Here is a 14,701-nt window from a genome sequence, read left to right as displayed (position 1 = left end):
CCGCGTATGCTCGTGTACCGCATCTGCCTGGCCAAGTACGCCGACGACCTGTTTGCCTCCGGCCGCCGGGCCCGCTGGAACAGCCAGGATAAGTTCGTGATTTATACCGCCGCCACCCGTGCCCTGGCCTGCCTCGAAAACGTGGTCCACCGCAGCGGCGAGGGCCTCAACGGCCAGTTTCGGGTGCTGGTCATCGACGTGCCCGACGATATAGCTATTGCCGAAATAACGGCCGCCCAGCTGCCCGCGGGCTGGGAGCAGGCCAGCCGCTACGCCGTCTGCCAGCCCCTGGGCGACGCCTGGTACGACGCCCGGCAGGCGGCCGTGTTGCGCGTGCCCTCGTCCATCGTGCCCCAGGAAGCCAACTACATCCTGCACACCCGCCACCCCGATTTCAAGCGCATCAAGCTTTTGGCCTGGGAAGAGTTCAGCTTCGACGCCCGCATCAAGGCGGCGGAGCCGGAGTAGGGGCCGCCAGCCCCGCCGTCGCTCGGCTGCGCCGAGTGACTCCTACGCCGGAGCGGCTGTGCCGCGAGTGTCCCGCACCGCGTGGGCCAGCTGTGCGAATGGCGCGGGGCAATTCGCAGCGCAACTGCTCAAAGGGTAAGAGTCACTGGGCACGGCCGGGCGACGGCAGGGCAGGCATTGCTATGATTTTCTGAAGTATTCGAACATTTAGAAAAACTAACAGCAGGTAGAGTATGATTCCAACATGAGGATATGTGGTAAGATCGGCTCCATCACTATTGCATATTACGCCGTCAGTATACAGGTACAGCCAAATAGGGAATAGCAGCAGAAGCACGGAGTTGATGGAGTTTAAGATTAGAGCTTCTCTCCTGTTATCACTTCGAATGGCGGCCCAAAGGCTACTCACCAAGAAGTACCCGATGACGACCAGTTGAAATTTATAAGCGAAATTTATTCCTTCAAAGCTTTTGTCTTTGCCCGTAATCGTGGCTCCAAAGATATAAATATCGGGTACGTTGGGTCCGTAGTTGGCATACCCTCCGGGGCCTATTTTCAGCCAGATGAAAGGGGTGGCAAGCGAAACAGCTACCAGGATAGCCGATAACAAAAAGCCGCGCTTCGTAGTCATTTCCTGGTTTTGCTTAATTTGACCCGAACCTGCGTACTGCCGGGGTTACAGGCGCTAGTTTTGGGCAAGATAAGTTTCGTGCGCAGAAATTATTCGGCAGCAGCGCCTAAGCCGGCATTAGTGCTGTCGGGAGCGGTAGGATCTGAGCCCTGGCAATCAGGCCATCGACAGGACGCCTGCCGCCAGACTCCCACGTGCTACCGCGGGGCGTAACAAAGACCCGGCGGGCCGGGCGGCGGCCGTGCGGAAACCGCCGCCCCGAAAATGAGCCGGCATACCAAAGCCGCTGCCGCCCGCGTTAGCAAACGCCACAGAACCCGTTAAGACGCAACCCACCGCCTTTTTTCGCTACTTTTGGCCAGCATCGGGCCCCTAGCGCCCCGTCCCCGTAACGCCTCATAATGAAGATATTTCCCCGGATTGCGCTGGCGGCCACGCTCAGCGCGGCGGCCCCGATAGCCGCGCACGCCCAGCAAACGCAGGTATTTGCCTCCGACGAACGACACTTTCAGGAAGGCCTCGAGCTCTTCGACCGCGGCAAGTACGGCGCCGCCCAGCAGGCCTTCCAGCGCTACCTCGACCTGACGCAGCGCCGCACCGGCGAGCTGCGCGACCGAACCATTGAGGCCGAGTACTACTACGCCGTATCGGGGCTGTTCCTGTTTCACCCCGACGCCGAGGACCGCATTCTGGCCTTCGCGGCCAATAACCCGGCCCACCCCAAGGCCGCCGTGGCCTTCTTCGAGCTGGGTAAGTTCTACTTCGACCAGAAAAACTACGCCAAGAGCATCGACTACCTGCAGCGCGTGGGAGCCAACAACCTCTCCAACGACCAGCGGGCCGAGTCGGAGTTCAAGCTCGGCTACAGCTACTTCGCCCAGAAGGAGTTCGACAAGGCCAAGCTGCTCTTCGACCGCAACAAGCAGGGCAACCACCAGTACCGCTACGCCAGCTCCTACTACGCGGGCTACCTGGCCTTCCGCGCCGGCGACTACCCCGGCGCCCGCAAGGACCTGGCCATAGCCGAGGAAAACGACGCCTACAAGCCCGTAGTGCCGGCCATCATGAGCCAGATCTACTACAAGGAAGGCAACTTCGACGGCCTGATCGACTACGGCACCCGGGCCCTGGCCCAGACCCCGCCGCCCCAGGGCGCCGACGAAATCCAGCTGCTGGTCGGCGACGCCTACTACCAGAAGCAGGACTACAAGCCCGCGGCCGAGTATTTCGACACCTACGCCGCCGGCCGCAAGAAGATCGAACCGGCCGTGCAGTACAAGATCGGCTTTGCCAACTACAAGATGGGCGACTTCAAGGGTGCCATCGGCAGTTTGAAGGGCGTGGCCGCCCAGCGCGACTCCCTGGGCCAGAACGCGGCCTACCACCTGGGGCTGAGCTACCTGCAGACCAGCCAGAAGCAGTTTGCCCTCACGGCCTTCGACGCGGCCCGCAAGGCCACGTTCGACAAGAAAATCACCGAAAACGCGACGCTCAAGTACGCCCAGATCAACTACGAGCTCGGCAACACGCCCGAGGTCATTGCGGCGCTCAAGGACTTCAGCAAGAAGTTTCCGCGCTCCAAGAACGGCCCGGCTGCCGACGACATCCTGAGCGAGAGTTTCCTGAACTCGTCGGACTACGCCCAGGCCCTGCGCTACCTCGACGGCCTCGATGACCGGAGCACCAAGCTCAACACCACCTACCAGCGCGTGGCCTATCTGCAGGCCGCCACTTTGTATAACAACGGCCAGTACTCCGACGCGCTGCCCGTGCTGGACAAGTCGCTGAAGTACCCCCAGGATGACGCCCTGCGCGCCGCGGCTCAAGTGTTGAAAGGGGAGGTGTACAGCGTGGGGCAGAAGTACCCCGAGGCCATTCAGGCCTACACCGCCGCCGCCCGCACCGCCCGCGACGGGGCCGCCGCCGACACCGACTTCGACCAGAAAGCCCGCTACGGCCTGGGCTACGCCTACTACAACACCCAGCAGTATCCGCAGGCGCGCACCCAGTTTCAGGCCTACCTGAACGACAAGATGGCCAAGCCCACCGACGCGAACTACTACGACGTGACCCTGCGCCTGGCCGATACCTACTACATTGCCAAAAGCTACCAGCAGGCCCTGGACCTCTACGAGAAGGTGATTCAGGCCAACGCCGCCGACAAGGACTACGCCTACTACCAGAAAAGCGTGACCCTGGGCCTGCTCGGCCGCCGCGACGAGGCCACCAAAACCCTGGGCACGCTGCTGCGCACGGCGCCCACCTCGCGCTACGCCGACGACGCCGTGTTCCAGCAGGCCCAGTTCGACTACGAGGCCGGCGCCTTCCAGCCCGCCGTCGACGGCTTTACCCGCCTGATTGACAACCGCCCCAACTCCCCGCTGATTCCGCCGGCGTTGCAGAAGCGCGGCGTGGCCTACGCCAACCTGAACCAGCACGAGAAGGCCGTGGCCGACTTCCGGCAGGTGCTGACCCGGTTTCCGCGCACCAAGTCGGCCAACAGCGCCCTGTTCAGCCTGCAGGAAAGCCTGACGGCGCTGGGCAAGACCGAGGAGTTTGACCAGTACCTGGCCCAGTTCAAGCAGCAGAACCCGGAAAGTGGGGCCACCGAAAGCGTGGAGTTTGAGGCCGCCAAGTCCCTGTACCTGGCCGAGAAGTACGACAAGGCCATTCCGCGCCTGGAAAGCTACCTCAAGCAGTACCCCGGCACGGCCCTGGCCGCCGACGGCCGCTACTTCCTGGCCGATGCCTACCTGAAAACGGGCCAGAAAGCCGAGGCCCTGACCCGCCTGAAAGCCGTGGTGCAGGAGGGCAAGTCGGAGTTTGTGAACCGCGCCGTGGGCCGGGTGGCCGACCTGGAGTTTGAAAGCAAGAATTACCCCGAAGCCATCAAGTACTACACCCGCCTGCGGGAGTCGTCACAGAACAAGCGCGAAGTGGCCACGGCCAGCATCGGGCTGCTGAAGAGCTACTACGAAAGTGCCGACTACGCCGCCACCCGCCGCGTGGCCGAGGAGCTGCGCGCCCTGAGCGGGGCCACGCTCAACGCCACCAACGCCGCCACGCTCTACCTGGCCAAGGCCACCTACAAGGCCGGCAACCTCGACCAGGCCCTGCCCGAGCTGACCACGGCCGCCGCCGCCACCGACGAAACCGGTGCCGAAGCCCAGTACCTGCTGGCCGACGTGCTGTTTCAGCAGAAGAAGTACCCCGAAGCCCTGGACGCGGCCTACAAAACCAACTCCTCCAACTACGAGCTCTGGCAGGGCCGGGGCTTTCTGCTGATTTCGGACATCTACCAGGCCCAGGGCGAAATCTTCCAGGCCCGGGCCACGCTGAACTCCATCATCGAGAATAAATTCCCGGTGGCCGAAGTCATCGAAGGCGCCAGGCAGCGCCTGGCCGCGTTGCCCGCCGACGCCCCCGCGGGCGGCTCGGGCACCGGCAGCCCGACGGGCAGCCCCAAAACGCCGCCGGCCAAGACGCCGACCAAAGCCCCCGCCACCAAGACGCCGCCTACGAAAGCGCCGGCCAAGGGCAAAGTGCCCGTCAACAACCTGACGCCCACCCAGGCCGCGCCGGCCGATTCGTCGGCCACGCCCGCCCCGAGCCAGGAGTAGCGGGAGCAGCCGAATGAAAAAGAACGTCATGCTGAGCAGAGTGAAGTATCTCGCGGGCTGACGTTGGATTGCTGTTCCAACGTCAGCCCGCGAGATTCCCCGGCAAGCTCGGAATGACACCTGCCAGGGTTAAGGCGAAAAGCCAAGACCCTAAGTCCCCAAGACCCCAAGACCCTACCATATGACCCTTCGTCAACCATTGGCCCTGGCCGTACTGCTGGCCGCCGCGGCGCCGCTGGCCGCCCAGGCCCAACGCCCCGGCAAAACCGGGGGCAAGATTGAAGACGCCGAAATTGAAATCGTCAAGGAGCGGGTCAACCAGCTGCCCGAGGCCACGCGCAACTTCGAGAAAATCCGCCTCGACCCGCCCGTCAGGCAGGCCGGCAAAGTCGCCTACACCTACCCCGACTTCCGCCTGCCCGCCGACCTGCTCAACCCCTCGGTGCGGGTGCTGACCATCCGGGCTGAGGAGCTGGCCCCGCAGACCGGCAACTACGTGAAGGCCGGCCTGGGCAACTACGGCACCACCTACGGCAAAATCTACCTGCACAACACCCGCTCCGACGCCGCCTCCTACGGCCTCGACTTCAGCCACCTGGCTTCGGCCAACGGCCCCGTCGACAAGAAAAACTCGGGCCTGAGCCAGAACAGCCTGGGCCTGAACGGCGAAACCTACCGCGGCCCGATGACGCTGGGCGCCAGGGTGGACCTGGGCCGGGAGCGGTACAACTTCTACGGCTACAACCGCCGCACGCTCAAGCTGCCGCCCGAAACCGACCAGCTCAGGCAGGTATTCTACCGCGCCGCGGCCAAGGTCTACGCCCGCAACCGCGCCGCCGACGCCGCCTTCCAGTACGACTTCGGCCTGGGCTACAACTACTGGAAAGATGACTTCCGGGCCACCGAAAGCAACATCCACGCCCAGCTGCGCTCGGCCTACGTGCTGAGCGAGAAAAGCCGGGTGAGCGTCAACGGCGACGTGTCGTTCATCTCCCAGAAGGATTCGGCCTACTCCGTGAGCCGGCCCTTCGTGCAGGTCACGCCGGCCTACGAGCTGACCCTGGACCGGCTGAATGTGTCGGTGGGGGCTACGCTGGGCTACACCGGCGACACCATCCGCCGGGCCCCGCAGTTCAACGTGTACCCGGCCATCCGCCTGGGCTACACCGTGGCCGAGGACAAGTTCGTGGCCTTTGCCGGCCTGGGCGGCGGTCTGCAGCGCGTGACGATGTATGACCTGACCACCGAAAACCCCTGGCTGGCCGCCCGGCAGCGCGTGGCCGACACCCACCGCGGCCCGACGCTGTACTTCGGCTTCAACGCCACCCCGGCCCGGGCGCTGTCGGTGAACGCCAAGGTGACGCTCAGCAACGACCGCAACCTGTACTTCTACAACAACTCCGCCCAGGACTCGACCAAGTTCGAGCTGGTGTACGACAAGAAGGCCACCCAGCTGGTGAACGTGCACGGCGAAATCCTGTACAATGCCGCCGAGCAGCTGCGCATCGGCTTCAAGGCCGACTACAACGGCTACAAGGTGCACACGCTGGCCAAAGCCTACCACCGGCCGGCCTTTCAGTCCACGCTGTTTGCCACGTATAACATGTACAGCAAGCTGCTGCTGGGCGCCGAGCTCTACACCTATACCGCCAGCTACGGCACCACGTATCAGCCCGATGTGACCTTCCCGCTGCCCGCGCCCCAGATCGGTATCGTGCAGGAAACGGATGCCGTAATTGACCTGAACCTGCGCGCCGACTACCGTATTATGGAAAATCTGTCCATCTTTGCTTCGGGCAATAACCTGCTCAACCGCAAGTACGAGCGGTTCCTGAACTATCCGGTGAAGGGCCTCAACGTGCTGGCGGGCGTTACCTACGACTTCTAGAACCTGATTGCGTTGCTGCTGAATCCGCCGTCTTCCTAGTGCCCGAAAGACCTTCTGGTCGCCCGCAGCCCGCTTTTTGCCGTTCGGCAACCGGGGGCCGGCCGCCCGGAAGGTCTTTCGCGTTGCCCGGCCGAAACCCCCGCTCACCCAATCCTAACTTCGCCGCCTGATGCAGCTTTCCGACCATATCCGCACCCTGCTCCGGGACCACGACTGCGTTATCATCCCCGATTTCGGCGGCCTGATTGCCGATTATGCCCCGGCCCACATCCATCCCGTGCGCCACACGCTGGCTCCGCCCACCAAGCGCGTAGCCTTCAACCAGTCGCTGACCCGCAACGACGGGCTGCTGGTCGATGCGCTGAGCAGCGCCCTGCAGGTGTCGCCCACCCAGGCCCGGCAGCTGGTGCGCGACGCCGTGCTGGGCCTGCAGGCCCAGCTGGAAACCAGCCAGCGCGCTGAGCTGCCCGGCATCGGCACCTTCCGCCGCCTCGCGGGCCGCGGCCTCGACTTCGAATACACCGGACACCAGAACCTGCTCACCGCCAGCTACGGGCTGCCCGAGCTGGTGTCGCGCCCCATCCGCGCCACCGATGCCCTGTTGGCCCGCGACCGGCAGCCCGCCGCGCCGCTGCTCACCGTGAGCCGCTCGCGCCGCCTGACCAAAGCCTTCAAAGCGGCCGCTACGATGCTCATTGCCGGCCTGATCCTGACGGCCAACTACCAGGGCGCTTTGCGCTTAGGGTATCTGCCTGAAAGTCTTACCCTAGATCTGAGCCAGCCCGCGGCTGACGCTGAAAAGCCGTCCGGGGCCGCGCAGCCGACCTTCGACCGGCAGCAGGCCGCCCTGACCAACAGCAGCTGGTCGGAAGCGGCTCCCGCGCCGGTGATTAGCGCGGCCCCCGCCGTCGTCAAAGGCCCGGCGGCTATCCCGGCGAAAGCAGCCCTCGTGCGCAAGCCCGCGGCAGTGGCCAAGCCGGTGGCCGTACGTACGCCCGCAGCGCCGGTGGCGAAAGCCGGGGTAGTGGCTCCCCGCCTGGCGCCGGCTACCGGCCCCACTACAATTAAAAGCCGTACGGGCCGTTCCTACATCATTGTGGGGGCCTATACCACGCTGGCCCACGCCGAGAAAGGCCGCCTGGCCCTGCTGCGCCACGGGCACAAGGACGCCAAAGTAGTGCTGCCGGCCCGCGGCAGCCGCCAGTACCGCCTCTCGGTGGTCGACTTTCCCAGCAAGGCCGTCGCCCAGCAACAATTGCCCCTGGTGCGGAAGCACTTAGGTTCTGATCTTTGGGTTCTCAACTACTAGCATGACCGCATTCCTGCTGCAGATTACCACCGCCGCTACCACCGCCACCGATACCGCCGCCACCGCCGTTGCCGCCGGCACCCCCACCGTCACCGGGGATTTGTCCCTGCTGGATCTGATTCTGAAAGGCGGCTGGATCATGCTGCCGCTGCTGCTGCTCTCGTTCGTGTCGCTCTACATCATCATTGAGCGCTTCATTACCATCCGCCGCGCCGCCGTCAACCCCGACTCGTTTATGAGCGGCATCCGCGGGCTGATGGTCAAGGGCGACCTGCAAGGCGCCAAGATGCTCTGCGCGCAGAATCCCTCGCCGCTGGCCCGCATGATTGAGAAGGGCATCCGCCGCATCGGCCTGCCGCTGAAAGACATTGAGGCCAGCGTGGAAAACGTGGGTAAGATTGAAATTGCCCGCCTCGAAAAGAACATCAGCATCCTGGGCATCATCGCCGGCATTGCGCCCATGCTGGGCTTCGTGGGTACCATCATCGGCGTTATTAAGATCTTCTACGCCATCAGCGCCACCGGCGACTTCGGCATCGCCCAGATTTCGGGTGGTCTGTACACCAAGATGGTCACGTCGGCCGCCGGCCTGATCGTGGGTATCATCGCCCACATCGGCTACCACTGGCTCAGCATCATGGTCGAGCGGCTCGTGTTCCGCATGGAAAACTCGGCCATCGAGTTCATGGACATCCTTCAGGACAACTAATCAGTTGCCAGTTACCGGTTATCAGTTGCCCGTTTGTTCAACGACGAAACGGCAATCGTAACCGGCAACGGGCAACTCGCAACTGGCAACTCATATGGACCTCAGCCGGCGCCGTAAGCTTTCCTCGCACGTCGAGACCAGCTCGATGAACGACATCATGTTCTTCCTGATGCTGTTCTTTCTGATCGTGTCGACGATGGTGAACCCCAACGTGATTAAGCTCATGCTGCCCAACGCCCGCTCGGGCAAGGCGGTAATGAAGGAAACCATCAACGTGTCGGTCGATGCGGCCGGGGCCTACTTCCTCGACCGTCAGCCCGTGACGGCCGCCACCCTGGAAACGGCCCTGGCCCAGCGCGTGGCCGGGCTGGAAAGCCCTACCGTGGTGCTGCGCGTCGACTCGTCGCTGAACGTGCAGAAGCTGGTCGACATCCTCGAAATCGGCAACCGCCTCAAGGTAAAGATGGTGATGGCCACCCAGGCCCAGCAGTCGGCCGCCAAGTAAGCTTTCGGTTGGTTTTTGATAATTTGTTTTTGGTTTTTGGTCAACCAACAAAGTCGAATGCGTTGACAATAGATAACCAGAGCCAGCAACCCCAAAGCCAACCCCTAAAAACCAAAGTGCCATGCCCCTAGACTACCGCGAAGAGCACCGCCGCGAGGCGATAATTGGCACGGTGGCTATCCATGCGCTGCTGGCCGCGGCTTTTATCTTTACCGTATTTAAAGGCCCCGACCCGCCGCTGGCGGCTTTCGGCGGCGACGGCGTGGAGCTCAACTACGGCGTGGACGAGGCCGGCTCGGGCGACATTCAGAGCAAGGCCGTGGCCAACGCGTCCACCAACCGCGAGGACAGCCGCCCGCCGGCCTCTTCGCCCGACCCCACGCCGCGCCCCGTGCAGCAGGCGGCCGAGCCTACGCCCCAGCAGGCTTCCGAGGATAAGATCGTGACCAGCGAGGCCGAGGAAAGCCCGGTGAGTGTGCCGCCGGTGGAAAAGCCCGCCCCGCGCCGCGAAGAGGTGAAGGAAGTGCCCAAGCCGGCCGAAAAGCCCCGTACGCTCTACACGCCCAAAGGCAGCGCCAGCGGCGGCGGCAACGGCGAAAACGGTACCAGCAACGCCCCCACCGGCAACAACAACGGCGACCGGCCCGGCGCCACCGGCGACCAGGGCGACCCCAACGGCTCGCTGGATGCCAAAGCCCTCTACGGGCAGCCCGGCAGCGGCGGCTCGGGCCGCAGCCCCGGCTCCGGCGGGCTGGAAATGGCGGGCTGGACCTTCGTACGCATCCCCGACGTGCCGCCCCTGGACAACAGCTCGGGCTTCGTGCGCTTCAAGATCAAGGTGAATGCCGATGGCGAGATTGAGGCCGTGACCAAGGTGTCGGGCAACGTGTCGCCGGCCCAGGAGAAGGTATGCCGCGACGCGCTGGAAAATGCCGACCTGCGCCGCACCAGCTCGGCCGGCGGCGGGGCCACGGGCTTCTACACGTTCAAGATTACGGTGCGCTAAGCGGCTGCACCCAATTAAAAAGCCGTCGGTCGGAATTCTCCGGCCGGCGGCTTTACTTTTGTGGGCAGTGGTGGTGCCACGACTTTTTCGGTCGTGGCACCACCACTGCCCACCCGCTTCTCTGCTCTGCCTTCCATGACCTACGCCCAAACCCTTGCTTTCCTCTACGACCAGCTCCCGATGTTTCAGCGGGTGGGCGCGGCCGGCTTCAAGAAGGGGCTGGGCAACACCGAAGCCCTGGCGGAGGTGCTGGGCCACCCCGAGCGGCGGTTCCGGGCCGTGCACGTGGCGGGCACCAACGGCAAGGGCAGCTCCTCCAACCTGCTGGCCGCCGTGCTGCAGGCTGCCGGCTACAAAGTCGGCCTCTACACCTCGCCCCACCTGCGCGAATTCACGGAGCGCATCAAGATCAACGGGCAGGACCTGACGCCGGACTACCTGGTGGCCTGGGTGGCGCAGTGGTGGCCGCAGTTTGCCGCGGTGCAGCCCTCGTTTTTTGAAATGTGCGTGGCGCTGGCCTACTCGTACTTCGCCGGGCAGCAGGTCGACATTGCCATCGTGGAAGTAGGGCTGGGCGGCCGGCTGGATTCGACCAACATCATCACCCCGCTGGTGTCGCTCATCACCAACATCAGCTACGACCACCAGAACCTGCTGGGCGACACGCTGCCCGAAATTGCGGGGGAAAAAGCCGGTATCATCAAGCCCGGCGTGCCCGTCGTCATCAGCCAGAGCCAGTCGGAAGTAGCCGCCGTATTCGAGCAGAAGGCGGCGGCCGAAAACGCCCCGCTGCTCTTTGCCGACCAGCACTACCAGGTGGAGCTGCTGGGCGAGCCCGCGCCCGATGCCGGTACCCAGCTTCTGCACGTGAGCGGCGCGGCCGGGCTGGACGAGCTGGAGCTGGCCCTGGCCGGCGACTACCAGCGGCTGAACGTGGCCGGGGTGCTGGCCGTGCTCGACGAGCTGCGCCGCCAGGGCTACGTCATTCCCGAGGCCGCCGTGCGCACCGGCTTCCGCGACGTGCGCCGCCTCACCGGCTTCCGCGGCCGCTGGACCATCCTGGGCCGCCACCCGCTGGTGGTCTGCGACACGGGCCACAACGAGGCCGGCCTGCGCTTCGTGACGGCCCAGCTGGCGCGGCTGCCCTACCGGCAGCTGCACTTCGTGCTGGGCGCGGTCAACGACAAGGACGTAACTAAAATGCTGGCTCTGCTGCCCCGGTCGGCAACGTACTACTTTTGCCAGGCCAACATCCCGCGGGCTTTGCCGGCCGCGGAGCTGGCTGCCCAGGCCGTCCGGGTGGGGCTGCAGGGGCAGGTGTACGGCCCGGTCATGACGGCCGTGGCCGCCGCCCGAGCCGCCGCCCAGCCCGCCGACGTGGTCTTTATCGGGGGCAGTACCTTTGTGGTGGCCGAAATCGAAGAGTTGTAGGGCTGGTTTTTGGGCAGTGAGCCCCGACCGAGACTGGCAAAGCGCCAAAAGCCAAAAACGAATAACCAAAAACCAAGTCAGTGAGTCGAGTTAAACAGAAGCGCTTTGCCAATAATGCCGAGCGGCCCGACATCGTGGAGCCGGGCAAAGCCAACTTTCAGCAGCTGGCGGGCCAGTGGGAAGCCCGCTTTTTTGCCCGGCCCAACCCCATTACCCTGGAAGTGGGCTGCGGCAAGGGCGACTACACCGTAGGCCTGGCCGCGCGCTACCCCGACCGCAACTTCCTGGGCCTCGACATCAAGGGAGACCGGATCTGGAAGGGCAGCCACCGGGCCCAGGAGCTGGGCCTGACCAACGTGGGCTTCGTGCGCATGCGCGCCCTGGACCTGCGGCAGCACTTCGGCTACGGCGAGCTGAGCGAAATCTGGATTACGTTTCCCGACCCGCGCCCGCGCCTGGGCGACGCCAAGCGCCGCCTCACGGCCCCGCGCTTTCTGGATCTGTACCAGCAGATTCTGCGCCCCGGGGGCCTGGTTCACCTCAAAACCGACGACGAAGCCCTGTTCGACTATTCCCTGGCCGTGGTGCAGCAGCGCCCCGGCGCCACGCTGCGGGCCCACACCAAGGACCTGTACGCGACGCCCGAGCTGCTACCCCACGCCGAGGACATTCAGACCCACTACGAGCGCCGCTTCCGCGCCGAGGGCATCCCCATCAAGTACCTGCAGTTCCAGCTGAGCTAATCCCGGTCTTGCCCGGGTCCGCCCTGCCGCCGCTTCCGACCGTGCGCCTGCTCCCCGGGCTGGAGCAGCACCTGCTGGCGCTGCCGGCCGAGTGGGAGCGGGCCACGCTGGCGGGCGCGCGCCGTGGCCCTGCACCTGCTCGGCGGCAATCGGCGCCTGCTCTCCCTGCTGCCCGGAAATCGTGGGGGTTTCTGGATCAGCTCAACGCGGAGTGGGTCGGGGCCGGCCGGCGGCGGAAGGCCACCTTCAGGTTTGTGGCCCCCCGGAGCTTACCGAGCCGGCCTCTACCGTGCTGGCCGTGCCGGGCTAAGGCCCGACGCGGCGCCGGGCGGCCTATTCCTCCTCCAGCTGCTCGAAGATGGCTTCCAGCTCGGTGAAGTCGCGCAGCCCGGTTTTGATTTCCTCGCCGCCTTCCAGCACCAGGCCGGCGGGCGTCAGCTCGTCCACGAGCTGGCGCATGCTGTGCGGGGGTGCAAAGCCCGTGCCCAGCCAGATTTTGTAGGTGCGGGCCTGCGACGTGAGCTGGGCCCGCTGCATGGTCGTGAGCGGCTCGGGGGGGGGCGTGGCCAGCACAAACCCCGCCACGTGAGCGTGCTGGTCGCGGAAGCGCTTTTCCACGTCCTGCTCCAGCATGTCCGGAATCCACTTCACCAGCTTTAGCGCCGGCACGACCAGTCGCGCCAGCTCCTCGGCGGGGCGGCGGCGGTGCAGCAGCACGTAATCCAGTCGGCAGGCCTGCGCCAGCTCGTTGATCTGCTCCACGGGCAGCGTGTCGAACTCGCCCACGAGCTGCACGCCGGCCACCCAGCCGCTGAGCTCCTGCACGGCCGCGGGCTGCAGGTGGCCGGGCAGGGCCGGGTCGAGGCGGAAGGTAAGGTATTCGGCGCCCATGCCGGCGCAGTAGCGGGCATCCGACAGGTTGTTGATGCCGCGAACCAGCACCGGGGTAATCAAAGACATAGCAAACGGGAGGGAAGCAGGGCGGAAGGGAAGACCTGCCGCAATATTCGGGATAAAAACCGTTGCCTTGGCGAAGTCCAACGTTTTAGGGGCTTACTGATCGAAAAAATAACCCGGTATCCGGGGCCGCGTCCCGGGCGGCCCGCGCCCCGGATGGCTCCTAACCCCGCGGGGCGGCGGCCCCGGCGGGCCCAACGGCAGAGTGCTTACCTTTGCCCGACGGGCGGCGGAAACTTTCAGCCCGCCTCTTTGCTTTTTACTGGTATGAATACGAATACTTCCGAATCGAAAGGACGGGTCCTCGTCGCTATGAGCGGCGGCATCGACAGCTCCGTAGCCGCCGTGCTGCTGCACGAGCAGGGCTACGAAGTGGTGGGCATGACCATGAAAACCTGGGACTACGCCTCGGCCGGCGGCTCCAAGAAGGAAACCGGCTGCTGCTCGCTCGACAGCATCAACGACGCCCGCCAGATTGCCGTGGAGCTGGGCTTTCCGCACTACATCATCGACATCCGCGACGAGTTCGGTGACTTTGTCATCAACAACTTCACCGACGAGTACCTGGCCGGCCGCACGCCCAATCCCTGCGTGCTCTGCAATACCCACATCAAGTGGGACGCGCTGCTGCGCCGGGCCGACCAGCTCGGCTGCCAGTTTATTGCCACCGGCCACTACGCCAACATCCGCCACGAAAACGGCCGCTACGTGGTCAGTAAGGGCCTGGATGAGAACAAGGACCAGTCGTATGCCCTCTGGGGCGTCTCGCAGCAGAGCCTGGCGCGGACTATGTTCCCGCTGGGGGGGCTGCGCAAAACCGAAATCTACGACGAGGCCCGCCGCCGCGGCTTCACCGAGCTGGTCAACAAGCCCGAGAGCTACGAAATCTGCTTTATTCCCGACAACGACTACCGGGGCTTCCTGCGCCGGCGCGTGGCAGGGCTGGAGGCCCGCGTGGCCGGCGGCGAGTTTGTGCTGCGCGACGGCACCGTGCTGGGCCACCACGAGGGCTACCCGTTCTACACCATCGGGCAGCGCAAGGGGCTGGGCATCGCGCTGGGCTTCCCGGCCTACGTGACCGAAATCCGGCCCGACACCAACCAGGTCGTGCTCGGCAACTTCGACGATCTGGCCAGCACCCGCACGCTGGTGGGCAAGCTCAACATGGGCAAGTTCGCCTCGCTGGAAGGCCGGGGCCTGGTCGCGAGCCGCACCAAGATCCGCTATAACCACGACGGCTCCCCCGCGTTTCTGGAGCAGATCGGCGACAAGATCCACGTTTACTTCGAGGAGGCCGTGCACGCCGTGACGCCCGGGCAGGCCGCCGTGTTCTACGACGGGCCGGACGTTATCGGCGGCGGCTGGATCGAGCGGCATACCATCGGCGAAGTTCCCGTATCTTCCCCTGCCGCGGCTACCGTAGCCGCGTCCTAA

The 14,701-nt window shown here is 64.8% G+C and carries 12 protein-coding genes; 10 read left to right on the top strand and 2 right to left on the bottom strand.

Annotated features, from left to right (window positions below; translation table 11 throughout):
• Positions 1–6: 6 nt before the first annotated feature.
• Positions 7–468: an RES family NAD+ phosphorylase gene (locus tag ABD842_RS13240; protein ID WP_345114661.1), complete on the top strand. Its 462-nt coding sequence runs from the start codon at positions 7–9 to the stop codon at positions 466–468.
• A gap of 142 nt (positions 469–610) precedes the next feature.
• On the opposite strand, the gene ABD842_RS13235 is transcribed toward ABD842_RS13240, so the two are convergent.
• Complete coding sequence (locus ABD842_RS13235; RefSeq protein ID WP_345114659.1) at positions 611–1,099, bottom strand: hypothetical protein; 489 nt, start codon at positions 1,097–1,099, stop codon at positions 611–613.
• A 401-nt stretch (positions 1,100–1,500) separates the two neighbouring features.
• On the opposite strand from ABD842_RS13235, the gene ABD842_RS13230 reads away from it, so the two are divergent.
• The 8 genes from ABD842_RS13230 (at position 1,501) to trmB (ending at position 12,310) form a co-directional block, all read left to right on the top strand.
• Entirely contained in the window at positions 1,501–4,719 is a 3,219-nt protein-coding gene (locus ABD842_RS13230) for a tetratricopeptide repeat protein (RefSeq protein ID WP_345114656.1), read from the top strand.
• 181 nt (positions 4,720–4,900) lie between these two features.
• Positions 4,901–6,607: a hypothetical protein gene (locus ABD842_RS13225; protein WP_345114653.1), complete on the top strand. Its 1,707-nt coding sequence runs from the start codon at positions 4,901–4,903 to the stop codon at positions 6,605–6,607.
• A 169-nt stretch (positions 6,608–6,776) separates the two neighbouring features.
• Entirely contained in the window at positions 6,777–7,916 is a 1,140-nt protein-coding gene (locus ABD842_RS13220) for an HU domain-containing protein (protein WP_345114651.1), read from the top strand.
• A gap of 1 nt (position 7,917) precedes the next feature.
• Positions 7,918–8,625, top strand: a complete 708-nt coding sequence (locus tag ABD842_RS13215; protein WP_345114648.1) for a MotA/TolQ/ExbB proton channel family protein — start codon at positions 7,918–7,920, stop codon at positions 8,623–8,625.
• A gap of 94 nt (positions 8,626–8,719) precedes the next feature.
• Positions 8,720–9,130 (top strand): ExbD/TolR family protein, encoded by a 411-nt coding sequence (locus ABD842_RS13210; RefSeq protein WP_345114645.1) that lies wholly within the window; start codon positions 8,720–8,722, stop codon positions 9,128–9,130.
• A 121-nt stretch (positions 9,131–9,251) separates the two neighbouring features.
• Positions 9,252–10,136 (top strand): hypothetical protein, encoded by an 885-nt coding sequence (locus ABD842_RS13205; protein ID WP_345114643.1) that lies wholly within the window; start codon positions 9,252–9,254, stop codon positions 10,134–10,136.
• Between the two features lie 135 nt (positions 10,137–10,271).
• Complete coding sequence (locus tag ABD842_RS13200) at positions 10,272–11,567, top strand: bifunctional folylpolyglutamate synthase/dihydrofolate synthase (protein WP_345114641.1); 1,296 nt, start codon at positions 10,272–10,274, stop codon at positions 11,565–11,567.
• Positions 11,568–11,647: 80 nt separating this feature from the next.
• On the top strand, positions 11,648–12,310 hold the full coding sequence (trmB, locus tag ABD842_RS13195) for a tRNA (guanosine(46)-N7)-methyltransferase TrmB (protein ID WP_345114638.1): 663 nt from the start codon (positions 11,648–11,650) through the stop codon (positions 12,308–12,310).
• 333 nt (positions 12,311–12,643) lie between these two features.
• On the opposite strand, the gene trpF is transcribed toward trmB, so the two are convergent.
• On the bottom strand, positions 12,644–13,270 hold the full coding sequence (trpF, locus tag ABD842_RS13190; protein ID WP_345114636.1) for a phosphoribosylanthranilate isomerase: 627 nt from the start codon (positions 13,268–13,270) through the stop codon (positions 12,644–12,646).
• A 264-nt stretch (positions 13,271–13,534) separates the two neighbouring features.
• On the opposite strand from trpF, the gene mnmA reads away from it, so the two are divergent.
• Positions 13,535–14,701 carry a tRNA 2-thiouridine(34) synthase MnmA gene (mnmA, locus tag ABD842_RS13185; RefSeq protein WP_345114633.1) on the top strand — a complete coding sequence of 389 codons (1,167 nt, stop codon included), beginning with the start codon at positions 13,535–13,537 and terminating at the stop codon, positions 14,699–14,701.

It is taken from the genome of Hymenobacter algoricola, from assembly GCF_039539525.1.
Classification (GTDB): domain Bacteria; phylum Bacteroidota; class Bacteroidia; order Cytophagales; family Hymenobacteraceae; genus Hymenobacter; species Hymenobacter algoricola.
This window is presented reverse-complemented; position numbering and strand designations above follow the sequence as displayed.

Excerpts from the sequence above, each read along its gene's own strand:
- ABD842_RS13240 (WP_345114661.1), top strand. The coding sequence starts at position 7 with ATGCTCGTGTACCGCATCTGCCTGGCCAAGTACGCCGACGACCTGTTT.
- ABD842_RS13235 (WP_345114659.1), bottom strand. The coding sequence starts at position 1,099 with ATGACTACGAAGCGCGGCTTTTTGTTATCGGCTATCCTGGTAGCTGTT.
- ABD842_RS13230 (WP_345114656.1), top strand. The coding sequence starts at position 1,501 with ATGAAGATATTTCCCCGGATTGCGCTGGCGGCCACGCTCAGCGCGGCG.
- ABD842_RS13225 (WP_345114653.1), top strand. The coding sequence starts at position 4,901 with ATGACCCTTCGTCAACCATTGGCCCTGGCCGTACTGCTGGCCGCCGCG.
- ABD842_RS13220 (WP_345114651.1), top strand. The coding sequence starts at position 6,777 with ATGCAGCTTTCCGACCATATCCGCACCCTGCTCCGGGACCACGACTGC.
- ABD842_RS13215 (WP_345114648.1), top strand. The coding sequence starts at position 7,918 with ATGACCGCATTCCTGCTGCAGATTACCACCGCCGCTACCACCGCCACC.
- ABD842_RS13210 (WP_345114645.1), top strand. The coding sequence starts at position 8,720 with ATGGACCTCAGCCGGCGCCGTAAGCTTTCCTCGCACGTCGAGACCAGC.
- ABD842_RS13205 (WP_345114643.1), top strand. The coding sequence starts at position 9,252 with ATGCCCCTAGACTACCGCGAAGAGCACCGCCGCGAGGCGATAATTGGC.
- ABD842_RS13200 (WP_345114641.1), top strand. The coding sequence starts at position 10,272 with ATGACCTACGCCCAAACCCTTGCTTTCCTCTACGACCAGCTCCCGATG.
- trpF (WP_345114636.1), bottom strand. The coding sequence starts at position 13,270 with ATGTCTTTGATTACCCCGGTGCTGGTTCGCGGCATCAACAACCTGTCG.
- mnmA (WP_345114633.1), top strand. The coding sequence starts at position 13,535 with ATGAATACGAATACTTCCGAATCGAAAGGACGGGTCCTCGTCGCTATG.